Source organism: Geodermatophilus amargosae (genome assembly GCF_900116515.1).
Lineage (GTDB): Bacteria > Actinomycetota > Actinomycetes > Mycobacteriales > Geodermatophilaceae > Geodermatophilus > Geodermatophilus amargosae.
Genome location: NZ_FPBA01000024.1, coordinates 75,312 through 89,234 on the forward strand (window position 1 = coordinate 75,312; position 13,923 = coordinate 89,234).

Annotated in this window: 15 protein-coding genes; 5 read left to right on the forward strand and 10 right to left on the reverse strand. The window is 67.8% G+C overall.

Annotated elements, in window-relative coordinates:
• Positions 1–37: 37 nt before the first annotated feature.
• The 3 genes from BM414_RS23195 to BM414_RS29675 all read left to right on the forward strand — a co-directional run bounded on the left by BM414_RS23195 (position 38) and on the right by BM414_RS29675 (position 1,491).
• A complete protein-coding gene (locus BM414_RS23195; RefSeq protein ID WP_093583416.1) occupies positions 38–847 on the forward strand; it encodes an HpcH/HpaI aldolase family protein in 810 nt (269 codons plus the stop codon).
• Between the two features lie 139 nt (positions 848–986).
• The gene (locus tag BM414_RS29670; protein ID WP_175551760.1) at positions 987–1,124 is read left to right on the forward strand and encodes a hypothetical protein; all 138 of its coding nucleotides are present in this window, start codon (positions 987–989) and stop codon (positions 1,122–1,124) included.
• Between the two features lie 85 nt (positions 1,125–1,209).
• Positions 1,210–1,491, forward strand: a complete 282-nt coding sequence (locus BM414_RS29675) for a cupin domain-containing protein (protein ID WP_093583418.1) — start codon at positions 1,210–1,212, stop codon at positions 1,489–1,491.
• 448 nt (positions 1,492–1,939) lie between these two features.
• Here BM414_RS29675 and mftD read toward each other — a convergent pair whose 3' ends face one another.
• The 4 genes from mftD to BM414_RS23225 all read right to left on the reverse strand — a co-directional run bounded on the left by mftD (position 1,940) and on the right by BM414_RS23225 (position 4,535).
• On the reverse strand, positions 1,940–3,190 hold the full coding sequence (gene mftD, locus BM414_RS23205) for a pre-mycofactocin synthase MftD (RefSeq protein WP_093583420.1): 1,251 nt from the start codon (positions 3,188–3,190) through the stop codon (positions 1,940–1,942).
• A gap of 279 nt (positions 3,191–3,469) precedes the next feature.
• The gene (gene mftA, locus BM414_RS23215; RefSeq protein WP_093583424.1) at positions 3,470–3,610 is read right to left on the reverse strand and encodes a mycofactocin precursor MftA; all 141 of its coding nucleotides are present in this window, start codon (positions 3,608–3,610) and stop codon (positions 3,470–3,472) included.
• 54 nt (positions 3,611–3,664) lie between these two features.
• Positions 3,665–4,192, reverse strand: coding sequence for an NADPH-dependent FMN reductase (locus BM414_RS23220; protein WP_217644897.1), 528 nt, complete (start codon positions 4,190–4,192; stop codon positions 3,665–3,667).
• Between the two features lie 145 nt (positions 4,193–4,337).
• Positions 4,338–4,535 carry a ferredoxin gene (locus BM414_RS23225; RefSeq protein ID WP_139246006.1) on the reverse strand — a complete coding sequence of 66 codons (198 nt, stop codon included), beginning with the start codon at positions 4,533–4,535 and terminating at the stop codon, positions 4,338–4,340.
• Between the two features lie 518 nt (positions 4,536–5,053).
• Between BM414_RS23225 and BM414_RS23230 the strand changes: the two genes are divergently transcribed.
• On the forward strand, positions 5,054–6,313 hold the full coding sequence (locus tag BM414_RS23230) for a cytochrome P450 (protein WP_175551761.1): 1,260 nt from the start codon (positions 5,054–5,056) through the stop codon (positions 6,311–6,313).
• Between the two features lie 141 nt (positions 6,314–6,454).
• Complete coding sequence (locus tag BM414_RS23235) at positions 6,455–6,964, forward strand: cupin domain-containing protein (RefSeq protein WP_093583430.1); 510 nt, start codon at positions 6,455–6,457, stop codon at positions 6,962–6,964.
• 315 nt (positions 6,965–7,279) lie between these two features.
• Here the strand turns inward: BM414_RS23235 and BM414_RS23240 are convergent, their stop codons facing one another.
• The 6 genes from BM414_RS23240 to BM414_RS23265 form a co-directional block, all read right to left on the reverse strand.
• Positions 7,280–8,236 carry an SDR family NAD(P)-dependent oxidoreductase gene (locus BM414_RS23240; RefSeq protein ID WP_175551762.1) on the reverse strand — a complete coding sequence of 319 codons (957 nt, stop codon included), beginning with the start codon at positions 8,234–8,236 and terminating at the stop codon, positions 7,280–7,282.
• A 209-nt stretch (positions 8,237–8,445) separates the two neighbouring features.
• Positions 8,446–9,294 (reverse strand): NAD(P)-dependent oxidoreductase, encoded by an 849-nt coding sequence (locus tag BM414_RS23245; RefSeq protein WP_217644898.1) that lies wholly within the window; start codon positions 9,292–9,294, stop codon positions 8,446–8,448.
• A gap of 320 nt (positions 9,295–9,614) precedes the next feature.
• Positions 9,615–10,400: an SDR family NAD(P)-dependent oxidoreductase gene (locus BM414_RS23250; RefSeq protein WP_093583435.1), complete on the reverse strand. Its 786-nt coding sequence runs from the start codon at positions 10,398–10,400 to the stop codon at positions 9,615–9,617.
• A gap of 261 nt (positions 10,401–10,661) precedes the next feature.
• Positions 10,662–11,507 (reverse strand): isocitrate lyase/PEP mutase family protein, encoded by an 846-nt coding sequence (locus tag BM414_RS23255; protein WP_093583437.1) that lies wholly within the window; start codon positions 11,505–11,507, stop codon positions 10,662–10,664.
• Positions 11,508–11,571: 64 nt separating this feature from the next.
• Positions 11,572–12,747, reverse strand: a complete 1,176-nt coding sequence (locus BM414_RS23260) for an LLM class flavin-dependent oxidoreductase (protein WP_217644899.1) — start codon at positions 12,745–12,747, stop codon at positions 11,572–11,574.
• Between the two features lie 109 nt (positions 12,748–12,856).
• The coding region (locus BM414_RS23265; RefSeq protein ID WP_217644900.1) for an ABC transporter permease at positions 12,857–13,923 on the reverse strand (1,067 nt) is incomplete at its 5' end.

Sequence of the window (13,923 nt, forward strand, 5' to 3'; positions counted from 1 at the left end):
GCGCAAGATCCTGGAAGCCGACACCGAGGACATCGCTATGGGCACATACAAGGTCAGCATCCCGGCGCGGGACCGGCTGAGCGCGCTGATTCGGGAAGGAGTCCGACCCACCGGGGTCTTCGCGACACTCTTCGACCCGGCCGTGACGGACATCCTGGGATCTGTGGGATTCCACTTCGTGATCGTGGACAGCGAACACACTCCCATGGAACCGAGAGATGCCCTCGGTCACGTACGGGCGGCGACATCGCGCGGCATGCTCGCATTTGCGCGGCTCCCCGACAGCTTGCCGACCACGATCCGGAGGTACATGGACGTCGGCGTCGACGGAATCATTCTTCCCCATGTGGAGACAGCTGAGCAGATGGCCGCAGCCGTCTCTGTATCTCGCTTCTCACCCGAGGGAAGCAGGGGTTCCGGCCCTGGGTCCTACATGGCCGGCTACTCCCCCGTGCCGGAATGGGAGGACATCAAAGCCTGGGCGACCAGGAACACGATGGTGATCCCCCAGATCGAGTCCAGGAAGGGGCTCGAGAACGTGGAGCAGATCTGCGCTGTCAATGGTGTGGGAGCCGTCATCTTCGGACCGGGGGATCTTGCTCAGGACCTGGGTCTCTCCCTGATGGAGATGAACGCGCCCGTCATCCGCGAGGCATGGGAGCGAACGAAGGCGGCTGCCGCCGCTCATGGTCTGTGGACGATGACTCCATGGGTACACGGTGGGAAGCAGACGCCCAATGCCGGTGCGGACATCGTCTTCCACCACTACGACGTCTACTTCATGAGAGAGGCCGCTCAGTCGGCGTTCGACGAATGCATGGCCGAAACCCGCGAGAAAGGCATGTAAGGGGTCGGTCGCACGTAGCGATCGTCGCTTCGAGGGACCCAGCGGTGATCGCCACCAATGCGTACTCGGCAGATCTCGTGGAGCCATGTCGACCGCATCCGCCGCTGATCGTCACTCCGCCGACACCGTAGGAGAAGCCATGTCCTTTCCTCACCCACACGACTGGAACCTCGTCGTGACGAGGCTGAATGACGTCGGCGAGCCGGACTTCTTCGTCGGCGAAAAGCCCGAGGCGGTACTCGACGTGCCCGGCGTCGTCCAGGGCACCTGGTACTGACGAGCGGACGACGGGCACTCGAGAGAGACTCCCGGAGGTGTCCCGACTTCCACGATCAAGTGGGCGTAACGGATTCACCTTCGGTGTGACGCGTCTCCTCACGCACTCAGCCGGCGAGCTGGACATGGGAGCCAGTGGGATCACAGTGGAAGCCGGCCAGGACGGAGACGCCGCGATGCACGCGCGCGCAACCATCGACGACAACGTCGTGCTGTCCGGCAAGATCGATCTGGAACTGCCCGGTGGGAAGGTGCACACACTCGTTCCCGGGGACCTCCTCGTCGACTCGGGCGATCCGCACGCCTGGAAGAACCGCTACGACGAGGACTGTCTCTTCCTCGTCAACAACGTCGGTTTCACTAGCTGAGGAGCCGATCAGAGGGGAACAGCGGCGGCTACCGCGCTCCTGCCTCCTGACGAGTCCCATCCCTCTCGGCGTCAGACGCCTCGAGGCTCGTGAGCTCGTTCCGCGGCTGATACCGAACCACACTCGACGCTGCCGTACTCCGCGCCCAAGTTGCCGGTCGCAGTCCCGACCTCAGCCCGCTGACCGGCCCAGGTGACTCGCCGCGCAACCGCCAGCAACGGCAACGTCCTGCCGGTGGGCGCCTTCCTGCGCAGCGGGCCGTGCTACCGCTCGAGCGTGCCCGTCGCGGTCGGCAACCGCGACGCGGGCAGCAGATGCCGGATGCCGAACTCCTGAGCAGATCCGGTCGACCAGCACCTCCATCGGCCGGGAGGCGCACCGGCCGGCGACCACCCTGCCGTTGTCGGTCAGCACGAGGGAGGTCGCACCGGTCAGCCCGGCCGGCACGTCAGGGATTGGCGCTTGGTGCCGCCACCGCTGCCGGAGTCTGCGCGGGTGCGCCCAGCGCGCGGTGGAAGCCATCGGGGACCACCAGGTGGTCGGGCCTGAGGTCGCGGACCGAGTCGACGCCCATACCGAGCAGTGCGGAGTCGATGCCCATCCGCATGATGTCCAGGACGTTCTCCACGCCGGCCTGCCCGTTGGCGGCCAGGCCCCACAGGTAGGCCCGGCCGATGAGCACCGCCCGCGCGCCCAGGCAGAGTGCCTTCACGACGTCCGAACCGCGCCGGACACCACCGTCCATCACGACCTCGATCTGGTCCCCGACGGCGTCGACGACCGGCTTGAGCATCCGGATCGCGGCTGGTGTGCCGTCGAGGTTGTTGCCTCCGTGGTTGGACACCGAGATGGCGGTGACGCCCGCATCGACCGCCCGCCGGGCGTCGTCGACCCGCGAGACGCCCTTGAGCATGAAGGGACCGCCCCACTGCCGGCGCATCCACGCGACGTCGTCCCAGTCGGGCGGCGGGGTGTTCATCCACTCGTAGTAGGCGCCGAAGAAGCCCGGCGCCGGCTGGCCCGGCCTGGCCAGGTTGGGCGCGCTGAGGTCCGGTAGGCGCCCGCTGCGGGCGAAGGTCGCCAGCCAGCGGGGCTTGCGCGCGACCTCGGGTGCCATGCGGAGCATGGTGCGCAGGTCGACCTTCTCGGGGATCTCCGGGCTGCCCCAGTCCCGTCCGATCGAGAAGGACCAGTCCAGCGTGGCGATGAGCCCGATGGCGCCGGCCGCCCTGGCCCGCTCCATCCGTTCGACCATGACGTCGCGGTCGCCGGTCCAGTACATCTGGAACAGCGTCCGCGAGTTCGCCGCGACGACCTCCTCCACCGGCTTGGAGGCGAAGTTGCTCAGTGCCATCAGCGTGCCGCGCGCGGCTGCCGCGCGGGCAACCGCGACCTCGCCGTCGGGGTGGACCGCCTGCACGCCGGTCGGCGAGATCACCACGGGGAGCGCGATGTCCTGCCCCATGAGCGTGGTGCCCAGTTCGCGCACCGGCGGGTTGCCGGCCACGTGCGGGGACACACCCAGCTCGCGGAAGGCCGCTTCGTTGTCCGCCACCGTCTGTCCGCGCTCCGAGCCCGCCACCAGCGCGGCGTACACCGACGCCGGCAGCCGCGTGCGGGCGCGTCGCTGGGCCACGGCGACGGACTCGAACCACGGGTTCTGCTTCCAGGGATTGCTCAGCCAGGCGGGCTTGGACATCGTCGCTCGTCTCGTGTCGGGGTCAGATCGTCGAAGTGGGGCCGGCCGGCAGGTGCTCGGCGCACGCCGTTCCGGGGGGCGCCGGGCGTCCGGCCAACTCGTCGCGGCGGGACGGTTGCAGCAGCACCGGCTCGTTCTGGGTCGCCGTCCGACGCGAGTGGTCCTGACCGGGCGCAGGGACGGTGCCGTCTCGCGTGACCGCGGTCTCCTTCCCACCCTGCACGGAATCGGCGTCGGGGCCGTCCAGCGACAGGCCGGTGGAGGTTCGCCGCCAGGACCTCAGTAGACGCCGCACATGCCGTCGATGGAGACCTCCTCGACCAGCATCTCGCTGGTGAGTGCGTCGTCCTCCGTGACCTGCGGGTCACTGGTGGAGGGCTCGGCATCCGTCACGGCAAGCTCGGAACGGGACTGGGACATGTCTCTCTCCTGGAGACAGCCGGCCGCGACCGCACCGACCGCGCTTGAATCACGCTAGTTGCACTGAGTGCCGGACAAGTTCCTGAGAACGTGCTCCTGGTCCTTCACCCACGCCTCCACGAGAGCCGGCGCATCAGCCATGGCAGGCGTCAGGAACGACATGCCCTTGGTCGGAACGGAGGCACCCAGCTCGACGAGGAGCGGACGGAGCGTGACGTCCACGCTCAGGCTGTGCGCCGGATCCGCCATGGTCATGAGCGGAACAGCGGTCACGCCGGCAAGACCGCCAGCCTGATAGCGATCGAGGAACGCCTTCAACAGGCCGGTGTAGCTCGCCTTGTACGTCGGCGACGCGACGATCAGGATGCCGGCCGACGCCACGTCGGCGGAGAGCTGAGCCAGCTCGTCGTCGGGCCAGCGGAACAACCGGTCGGCGTGGTCGCACAGATCCACGGTGCGGTCGTGCGAACCCCCGGTCAGCTCCGCCACCCTGCCGGCCAGCAGCTCACCGACGGCCAACGTCCTCGATCGTGGCTTCGGATTGCCCACCAACACGATGATCCGCATGGGGCCCCCGCTCACGTCGCCTCCTCCAGTCCCCGTGGCGCCCGCAGCCCGCGGGGCGCACCCGTGCTCGAGGCTGGACTGCAGCGCGCCCAGCGACGAATCCACCCTGTCACCAGCGACCCGCCCCTGTTCGGCCGCGGTGCGACGCCGGCCGGGTGGGTCACTCGTCGTGCACGATGGCGAGGGCCGGGCAGCCTCGTACTGCGTTGTTCAGCGCTTCCTGCTCGTCCGGGCCCTCCGAGCTGTCCTTGAGAGTGGTCACGACCCCGTCGTCATCGAATCCGAACAGGCTCGGCGCAATCTCGACGCAGTTGGCCGTCTGGACGCAACGATCTTCGAGGATCTCGTACTTCGCCATTTCCATCTCCGTTCTTCGAGAGACGAGGGAGGTCAGCTCCACTCGACCAGCTGTTCCATGCGCCGGGTGCTCCCGGGCACCGGTGTCACGTCGAGACGAACCGGATCAGGGCAGCCGGCCGGATCGCGAGTGGCGGCCCTGACCCGAGCGATGAGTCCCTCGCCGGCACCCATGCGCGCCTTGCCGCCGTCCCACACCCCGACCTGTGCGACGCGAGTGCCCGCGTGACGGCACGAGCTCGAGGAGGGTGCCGGAGGGCACCAGCGCAGCGGGCTCCTGTGGGGCCGCGGACATCTGTCAGACCCATGTGAACCCTCTCTAGGAACCGGCAGCCGAGCCGGGCGGGCGGATGAACATCGGTGGGGATCTAGCGCAGGATCCTCATGACCAATATGGTGACGTACGCCGCTGTGGTTCACAACACCAGGCCTGCACGTATCGACGAGCGCCCCCGGATCCCCCGGATCGGCGACGCGTCGCCGGGGGCGCGCCATCCAGAGACAGGGGACCTGCACGAGATGACCACTCACGACGTGGAGAAGTCCGTCGACGACTTCAAGATGTACGACTCCGGGACGATGGCGGAGCCGAATGAGTTCTGGACCCTGCTGCGCGAGACCGCGCCGGTGCACCGGGTCGACGAGGGTCTCGGCTACACCCTCGTCTCGCGGTACGCCGACGTCCAGGACGTGCTGCGCGACCCGGACACCTTCCGTAATGGCGTCGCCCGGTTCTTCGACAAGGGCTCGCCCCACCCGGACTCCCCTGCCGTGGCGGCCGTCATGGCCGACGCCGCCCCCTACCGCGAGGTCCTCGGCTTCGGCGACGGCGAGGCCCACGCGCGCCACCGGCGCATGGTGCGCGCCGGCTTCACCACGCGACGGGTGCGTCAGCTCGAGGGCTTCGTCTCGACGGTCGTCGACGATCTGCTCGACGAGCTGGTGACCGGCGAGCCCGTGGACTTCGTGAAGCAGTTCTGCAAGCGCCTGCCGATCCTGCTGATCGGCGAGATCATGGGCGTGGAGAAGGAGCGCGAGCACGACGTCTACCGCTGGGCCACCTCCCTGATGGCCCGGGCAGCGGCGCCGCCGGAGACGGAGGACGACGCTCTGCGCATCGCGAGGGACGTCGTGGAGTTTCACCAGTACGTCTACAAGGCGGTGGCCGATCGTCGGGAGAGCCCGCGGGACGACTTCCTGTCCGAGCTGGTCGCGAACTCCGAGGGGATCGACGAGCACGAGCTGGCCCACGTCTGCGCGCAGCTCATCCTCGCCGGGGCCGACACCACCATCGCCTGGCTGGGCAGCATCTTCGATCTGCTGCTCGCGCACCCCGACCAGCTGGCAGAGCTCTACGCGGACCGGTCGCTCATCCCCAACGCGATGGAGGAAGCTCTGCGGCTCCAGTCGGTGATCAAGACCATCTACCGGGCCACGAGTCGCGACGCGGAGGTGGCCGGCCAGGACATCCCGGCCGACAGCCTCGTGATCCCGCTGCTCGGATCGGCCAACCGGGACGACGCGGTCTTCCCCGACGCGGCGACGTTCGACATCCACCGCCCCAATGTCCGTAAGCACATGGCCTTCGGCTTCGGCACCCACCTCTGCGCCGGCATCGAGCTGGCACGCGCCGAGGCGCGCATCTCCCTCACGAAGGTCCTGGAGCGCACGAGTGCGCTCTCCCGGGTCGAGGGCGAGCCGCTGCCGAAGTACGTACCCGACTTCACCATCAGGGGGATCGACCGGCTGCCCATGATCCTCCACCCCGCGGAGCGCTGAGCTCACGACGCAGCGGCTTGGGGCGGTGATGCCGGCGACGGCCGGTGTCACCGCCCCATATTCCGCTGATCACAGCGAGAGCGACCTCGCGCCGGTCGCGCCATAGCGCGCGCCTTACCATTCTGAGTACGAGGAGAGACCATGACTTTTCCCCACCCGCACGACTGGCGCCTCGTCGTCGCAGCGCTGAACGACGCCGGCGAGCCGGACTTCTCCATCGGCGCGGAGCCCGCGACGCTGGACATGCCGGGCATCGTGGCAGGCGGCTGGTACTGGCGCGCGGAGGGCGGGCACTCGCGGGAGAACCCTGGCGCCGTGGCGAAGGTCTTCGACCTCGCGGGGCCGAATGGATCCGCGTTCGGCGTGACGCGATTCGCCGCGAACTCAGCCGGGAAGCTGGATGTCGCAGAGGTCGGCCAGTCCGGGGAGGCCGGCCAGGGCGGCGACGCAGCGATGCACTCGAGCGACACCATCGACTACGAGGTCGTGCTTTCCGGGAAGATCGATCTGGAGCTCCCCGGCGGCAAGGTCCACACCCTCGTCCCCGGTGACCTCCTCGTCATGGCGGGCGTCGCGCACGCCTGGAAGAACCCGTACGACGAGGACTGCCTCTTCGTGCAGGTGACCATCGGCTACAACGACAAGGCATGACCCAGTCGGTGATGTCGTGGCCGACTTGACGGCGGCGAGCGAATGGCCCCGCACCTGCTCGCAGGTGCGGGGCCTCTTGCTGATCCCGAGCGCTCGCGGCATGGCCGGCAGCCGTCGCCGGGGCGACGACGCGGCCTGCTGGGCGACCGCTCCAGCCGCTGCCTCACCCACCCCCGGCGTCCGCCGTCGAGGCCGAGGACTTGATCGCGCCACGCCGGGTCTCGCCAGACCTCGGCGCCGAACCCGGCGCGCCGGTCCGAACTCAGCGGCGAGACATCGGCGCATGTTCACCTCATGGCGCGTGACGTGTCCCCATCACGACTGGCTCTCGTGGGTGCCGTACAGGTAGTTGTAGGCCGGGTTCATCTGGCCGATGCCCTGAGGCTGAGTCCTGTGAGACCGCAGTAGTGCGGGTAGTTCCCGCGAGAGGGCCTCGACGTCCCAGTACGGCTCGTGCCACAAGGTGTGTGCCGGGGATGCGAGCTCCCATAGTGCAAGCTTCGGGCCGTCCACTCCGATGAAGCGCCCGGTGACATCCGAGGCCTCGTCCGAGGCCAACCAGACGACCAGTCCCGCAGCCTCGCTCGGCGGCCAGACACCCAGCTCGCGGCGATCCTGAGGAGCGTCCCGTCCTGCCGCGATCATGGCCTCTCTTGCTCTGTCCACCAGGCCGGCTGCCCCTGGGGAGTCCACGCCCGCACGCACCGCATTGACAGTGATGCCGTGGTCCTCCAACTCCAGGGCCCAACTGAACGTCGCGGCAAGAACCGCACCCTTGGCTCCAGCGGTGGCCGCCGCGTCCGCGATCCCGTAGACCCCGCTACTCGCCGCCATGTTGATGACGCGACCCCCAGTTCCCTGACGCAGGAACACCCGGGCGGCAGCGCGCGTGCCGAAGAAGTGGCTGTCCACGGTCGTCGCGAACGTGGCGCGCCAGGCCTCGTCGGTGTGGTCGACGACAGAGGCGTGGACCACTTTGCCAGCCGGGTTGTTGATCATGATGTCCAGGCGCCCGAGCTGGTCGATCGTCGTGGCCACGAGTCGATCGACGTCTTCCCTGATCGACACATCCGCGACCACGCCGACCGCCCTGCCACCCGCCTGCGTGATCCCGGCCACCACGACGTCGACCGTCGCTTGGTTGCGACCGTTCACGCACACCGCCGCCCCACGCCGAGCCAACTCCTCGGCGATCCCCCGCCCCCAGCCGCCCGATGAGCCCGTGACGATGGCGACCTTTCCATCGAACCTGACGTGAGTGTCCTGCTCCATGCTTCCTCCTCCGAGCCTGGTGCGACGCAGGTGAGGTCCTGCGCATGGGTTGCCCTGACGTCGAGTCCGCTGGACACAGGCGAGCATGTCGCTCTGCACTCGCCGGCCGGCGACGCGTCGCCACGGTCTACGACGAGCTCGTCAGGTTCGACCGAGGAGCCAACGTCCCTCACGCCGTCAACAGTGGTCGACGCCTCAGGAGACACGCGCTATGTGCGGAGGACGACGTTGACTGCTTCCTGACCTGCACGCAGGTGGCTGACCTGCGTGTGGACGAGGCGGGCCATCCGCGGCCCCATGGCCGAGGACGCCCCACCGATGTGGGGCGTGACGAGCACGTTCGGCAGGTCGAGCAGGGGATGGTCGTCCGGCAGCGGTTCGGGGTCGGTGACGTCGAGGGCGAACCGCAGGCGTCCCTGTTCGGCGTGCCGCGTCAGGGCCGCGGTGTCGGCGACTCGGCCGCGCGCGACGTTGACCAGGAGGGCGCCGTCGGCCATCGCCGCGAGGAACGCCTCGTCGACGAGGCCGGTGGTGCTGTCGTTCAGCGGCACGCAGACGATGACAATGTCTGCGTCCGGGAGCAGTCGGGGCAGGTCCGCGACGCCGTGCACCACACCCGCGTCGGTCTCGCGCCGGCGGCCGGCGACCCGGGTGAGCCGCACCTCGAACGGCGCCAGCCTGCTCTCGATGGCGCGTCCGACCCCGCCGTAGCCGATGAGCAGCACCGACCGGTCGGCCAGAGAGGGGTGCCAGCGGCGTGCCCGGTTCGGTCCCACGCGGACGATCTCGAGCAGCCCCCGCTGGGACGCGAGGACCAGGGCCAGCGTGAACTCGGCAGTGGACGCCTCGTGCACGGAACTCGCGTTGGCGACCACGTGCCCGGGGGCCAGTGCCGCACCGAAGCCGTCGTAGCCGATCGTCTGTGTCTGGATCAGCCGCGGCCGGAGGTCGTGCAGCTGCGGCAGGCAGGCCAGCTCGCTCTGGTAGGGCAGCACGACGATGTCCGGGACGTCGTCGCGAGCCCACCCGCTCTGCATGTCCCATACGACAGCGTCCACGTCTGGTGGGAGCGGACCAAGAGCTGTGCGAAAGGCCTCATCGGGAACGCTCAACAGCACTGGAGACGGCACGGTGTCTCACTCCCTGATTCCCTGGCAGGCGCTCGGCCGTGTCTGAATGCGCATCCGGTCGAAACGGAACGACGGCGTACTGGTCGCGCTCTCCCAACCGGCCTCCACGCCTCACTCGGAGGTGCGGCCGGGATACGTCACGTCAAGAACGTCGGGCGCGGACCACGCAGGTCCTCACCGTGATGTCGGTGAGCCGTGGCCCGCGCCCGGCGGTTCTGACGGTCAGGACGTGCGCCGCCGAGGCGACGTCACCGGCTCGGGAGGAGGCCGCCGTCGACGCCGTAGATCTGTGACGTGATGAACTTGGCCGCCGGCGAGATCAGGAACTGGAACACGGGCGCCAGCTCGGTCTGGACGTCGCCGAAGCGCCCGAGCGGGATGTTGTTGCGCACCTTGCCCTCGAACTCCTTACGGTCCTCCGGGCTCATCTCCGCCATGAGCTCCGTGTCCCGCTCGGTCTGCACGACCGGGTTCACACAGTTGCAGCGGATGTTGTACTTGGCCCACTCGTACGCGATCGTCCTGGTGTAGCTGATGATCGCGCCCTTGGAAGCCGAGTACGAGGCGGTGTGGATCGGGTTGTCCTTCAGGGCGCCGCCGGCTGCGACGTTCACGATGGACCCACCCTTCTCCTTGAGGTGGGGGAAGACCGCCTGGCAGAGCAGGCCGGTGCCCCGTGAGTTGACCTGCAGCTGCCAGTCCCAGTCGTGCAGCGAGGTCTCCTCGGCAGGAGAAAGGAGCGGACCTCCGTGGCAGGTGATCATCGCGTCCAGCCCGCCGAGCTCCTTGACCGCCCACTCGACGCCCTCTGTGATCTCGTCGGGGTTCAGGATGTCCACGTGCCGGAACGTGACTCGGCCCGGACCCTCCTCGGTCGCCTCCTTCGCGACCTGCGACGCCAAGTCGTCCCTGATGTCGAACGTGACGATCTGAGCGCCCTGTCGGGCCAGGTACCGAGCGGTACCTCCACCGATCCCGCGGGCACCGCCCGCCATCAGGACTCGCTTTCCCTCGATCGAGAAGAGCTCGTTCATCTGTTCACTACCTCCTTGTGAGCTGCTGTGTCTCCGTGGTGGATCCGCCACCCGCTCGGCGCGCAGGGTGGAGCCTTCGTCCTGCTCGCCGGGGCGAGCACGAACCGCGGTGCCTCGTGGAGTGCGTCGACAGATCGCTGCTTGCAGAGGCGCCCGCGGCGTCCTCCGGCGTCCTTGCAGCGACTCGGTCCTGGCGTCCTTCGGCACTCGGCCGACGTCGAGCGGGAGACGCTGGGTGACCCAGCCGGCCGCTCCTGGGACCTACGGGATGAGCCCCAACGTGCGGGCCTTCGCGCCGTAGTCATCGATGCCGAGGAACTGGTCGAACTCCTCGAAGCTCTTGTAGTCGTTGTCGATCCGTACCGTGGACGCCTCAGCTGCCAGGACCTCCATCGCCCTTCTCATGCTCGACTCCGCAGCGAGGTAGGCCGTCGTGGGATAGAAGACGACGTCCGCGCCCTGCTCAGCCAGTTCTGCGGCGCTCCAACCCGGTGCGTTCGTCATGACGATGGGCACCCGGCTTCCCTCGGCGAGTCGCTTGTTCTGGACCTCACCCGGCTGCTGGGCGCGGGCGAGGAACAACAGATCTGCCCCTGCCTCCTGGTAGGCGAGCAGACGATCGATCGTGGCCTCTTCGCCTTCGCTCACGAGCGCATCCGATCGAGCGATGATCAGGAAGTCGTCCGAGGATCGCGCATCCAGCGCTGCCTTGATCTTGTCGACCGCCTGCTTGACCGGGAGGACCTGAGGAGCCCCGATGTGCTTGCCGAAGATGTGGTCCTCGATGTGCGTCGCACTCGCGCCGGCTCGCTCCAGGACCTGCACCGTGCGCGCGACGTGGATGGGGTTACCGAACCCGCCTTCGCCGTCGACGATCACCGGGACCTCGACGATCGGTGCGATACGACGAACCATGTCGGCCATGTCGTCGAGCCCCACGAAGCCGATGTCCGGCAGACCGTACTTCGCCGCGGAGACCGCGAAACTGCCGATGTACGCGGCCTTGAAATTCAGCGCTCGGACGAGGCGGGCCGAGATCCCGTCGTAGGCGAGAGGAACGATCAGTGGCGAGTTCTCACTGATCAGGGTCCTGAGGGAAGGGACCATGCGTCGGACTCCTTCTGTGGTGGATGTCGAGGGGTCTGCTGGCGGAGTGGTGCGACCCGCTCGGTCAGCTGTCCAGGGGCTTGTCGGCGCGCAGCCCGGCCTCGGCCATCAACGGGAGCACGTCGGAGATGAGCAACTCGAGGCCTTCGGGGTACTCGTGGAAGGTCATGGTGGTGCCGTCCATCCCGACATCCGAGAGTTCCTGGAACGTCTCGACGACCATCTCCGGAGTGCCGACCACGAGCTTGTTGCCGCCGGCCAGAGCGATGGACTTCCAGATGTCGGGATTGGCCATCAGAGCCTTGTGCGTGCCGGCGTCGCCCCCCGCCATCAGACCGACGAACTTGTCGACCGCCTGCGTGTCGACAGCCTCCATCCATGCCTCGGCGAAGTCGCGCGCCTCCTGCTCGGTGCGCTTGACGATGATGTCCAGGTTGGACCAGATCGAGACCGGCTTGCCCAGCTTCTCGGCCTCCGAGCGGATCGTCGCGATGTTGGTCGCGAGCACCTTCTCGTTGACCGTGTTCACGAAGATCATGTCCGCGTTGTTGAGCGCGAAGCTCAGACCCTCCGCGCTCTGGCCGGCGTTCATCACCAACGGCCGCGGCGACTGCACCGGCTTGGGGTTGGAGACGGCACCCTTGGCCGTGAAGAACTCACCCTCGAAGTCGATCTCCTCGGTCTCCGTCCAGAGCCGGTTGACCAGGGTGAACCACTCCTGCGACATCCGGTAGCGCGCCGCGCGGTCCCCCATCTCCATCCCGAACTGCTCGAACTCCGCGCCGAACCACCCGGGCACGATGTTGACACCCCACCGACCGCCGGAGATGTGGTCCAGGGTTGCGCCCATCTTGGCCACCATCACCGGGTGGTACAGCGGGACCGCACACGTGGTAAAGACTTGGATTCGCTCAGTGATCGCGGCCATGGCACCCGCCCACGTCCACGTCTCGTAGCTGCGGTCCCAGAAGCCGCTCTCGGAGTCGAATCCCTTCCACCGGGAAGCTGACACCAGCGCCTCGATGCCAGCCCTGTCCGCCATCACCGCGAGCTGCTTCTGCTCGTCCCAGTTCGCGATGGTGATCGAGCCGCCCAGCTTGCTGATACCGGAGGATGTGCCGGCGAGGTTCGTCGAGAAGACGCCCAGCTTCATCTTGTTGGGACTGCTGAAGATCGGGGAGGCGGAGAGCTGGACTGTGCCGTCAGCGAACGGGGTGGACTCGGACAGTTCTCGCGACATGGAGGTCATACCTTCTTCACTGACGGGTGTTGTGGGCAACGATCTTGTGGGCCGGATGTCGCGGGCTGCACCGGGCAGCCTCGACGACCTGACACTCGGGCTGTCCGGGTCATCGGCTGAGGGCCTGTGGGTCTCTGCCGGTGGTGGGGTTGTCGGCCGCCAGGTCCGTCGGGTGCGGGCCGGCGGGGTCGGTGGGTTCGACCTGCGTGGTCGTGCGGGCGTTCTGCCGGCGGCTGAACATCACCGCGGCCACCAGGGCGATGCCGTTGAACAGCGGCGTGATCCAGAATCCCGAGCCCGACGAGGAGAGCTGCAGACCCTGCACACCCAGGGCCAGGGTGAAGATCGCCAGCAGCGTGCCCCACACGTTGGGCCGCAGGTTGAACTGCGTGGCCCCGAGGAACACCGCGGCGTAGGCCGGGAAGAGGAACGGCATGCCGATCGAGTTGTTGAACGTCCCCACCTGAGCGATGAACACGACGCCGGCCAGTCCGGCGACCGCACCGGCGGCGACGAAAGAACCGATCACGACCCGCTCGGTGCGCACCCCCGACAGTCGCGCGGCCTCCCGGTTGAACCCCGAGGCATAGAGGTGGCGACCGACCTTGGTGTACTGCAGGACGTACCACACCAGAAGGCCTAGGGCCAAGGTCACGAACAGACCGTTGGGAACCCCGAAGGTGCGCCCCTGCCCCAGGTCCTCGAAGGTCTGCGGGAGCGAACTCAGCACCTGCTCGTTGTTGGAGATCTTCAGCGCGATCGCCGCCAGGATCTGACTGGTGCCCAGAGTCGCGATGAACGAGTTGATCCCCAGCTTTCCGACCAGGATCCCGTTCACCAGGCCGACGAACGCCGACACCAGGACGGCGATCAGACACATAGTCCACACCCCGAGACCGGGATGGTTGTTGCTCATCCAGGCCACCAGGATCACCGACAACGCCAGATTGGTCCCCAGGCTGATGTCGAACTCCCCGGCCACGAACGGCAGCAGCGCCGCCAACGCCAAGATGCCCACGATCGCCTGACTGCGGGCCACGCTCTGGAACGTGATCTCCGACAGGAACAGATCCGGGATCGTGATCCCGAAGATCACCACGATCAGGACCAGCAGATACAACACGCTGACCCGCTTCGGGCTCAACGCGCCCAACACACTCGACACGTCAGCCACGG

Excerpts from the sequence above, each read along its gene's own strand:
- BM414_RS23195 (WP_093583416.1), top strand. The coding sequence starts at position 38 with ATGGGCACATACAAGGTCAGCATCCCGGCGCGGGACCGGCTGAGCGCG.
- BM414_RS29670 (WP_175551760.1), top strand. The coding sequence starts at position 987 with ATGTCCTTTCCTCACCCACACGACTGGAACCTCGTCGTGACGAGGCTG.
- mftD (WP_093583420.1), bottom strand. The coding sequence starts at position 3,190 with ATGTCCAAGCCCGCCTGGCTGAGCAATCCCTGGAAGCAGAACCCGTGG.
- mftA (WP_093583424.1), bottom strand. The coding sequence starts at position 3,610 with ATGTCCCAGTCCCGTTCCGAGCTTGCCGTGACGGATGCCGAGCCCTCC.
- BM414_RS23225 (WP_139246006.1), bottom strand. The coding sequence starts at position 4,535 with ATGGCGAAGTACGAGATCCTCGAAGATCGTTGCGTCCAGACGGCCAAC.
- BM414_RS23230 (WP_175551761.1), top strand. The coding sequence starts at position 5,054 with ATGACCACTCACGACGTGGAGAAGTCCGTCGACGACTTCAAGATGTAC.
- BM414_RS23235 (WP_093583430.1), top strand. The coding sequence starts at position 6,455 with ATGACTTTTCCCCACCCGCACGACTGGCGCCTCGTCGTCGCAGCGCTG.
- BM414_RS23240 (WP_175551762.1), bottom strand. The coding sequence starts at position 8,236 with ATGGAGCAGGACACTCACGTCAGGTTCGATGGAAAGGTCGCCATCGTC.
- BM414_RS23250 (WP_093583435.1), bottom strand. The coding sequence starts at position 10,400 with ATGAACGAGCTCTTCTCGATCGAGGGAAAGCGAGTCCTGATGGCGGGC.
- BM414_RS23255 (WP_093583437.1), bottom strand. The coding sequence starts at position 11,507 with ATGGTCCCTTCCCTCAGGACCCTGATCAGTGAGAACTCGCCACTGATC.
- BM414_RS23260 (WP_217644899.1), bottom strand. The coding sequence starts at position 12,747 with ATGTCGCGAGAACTGTCCGAGTCCACCCCGTTCGCTGACGGCACAGTC.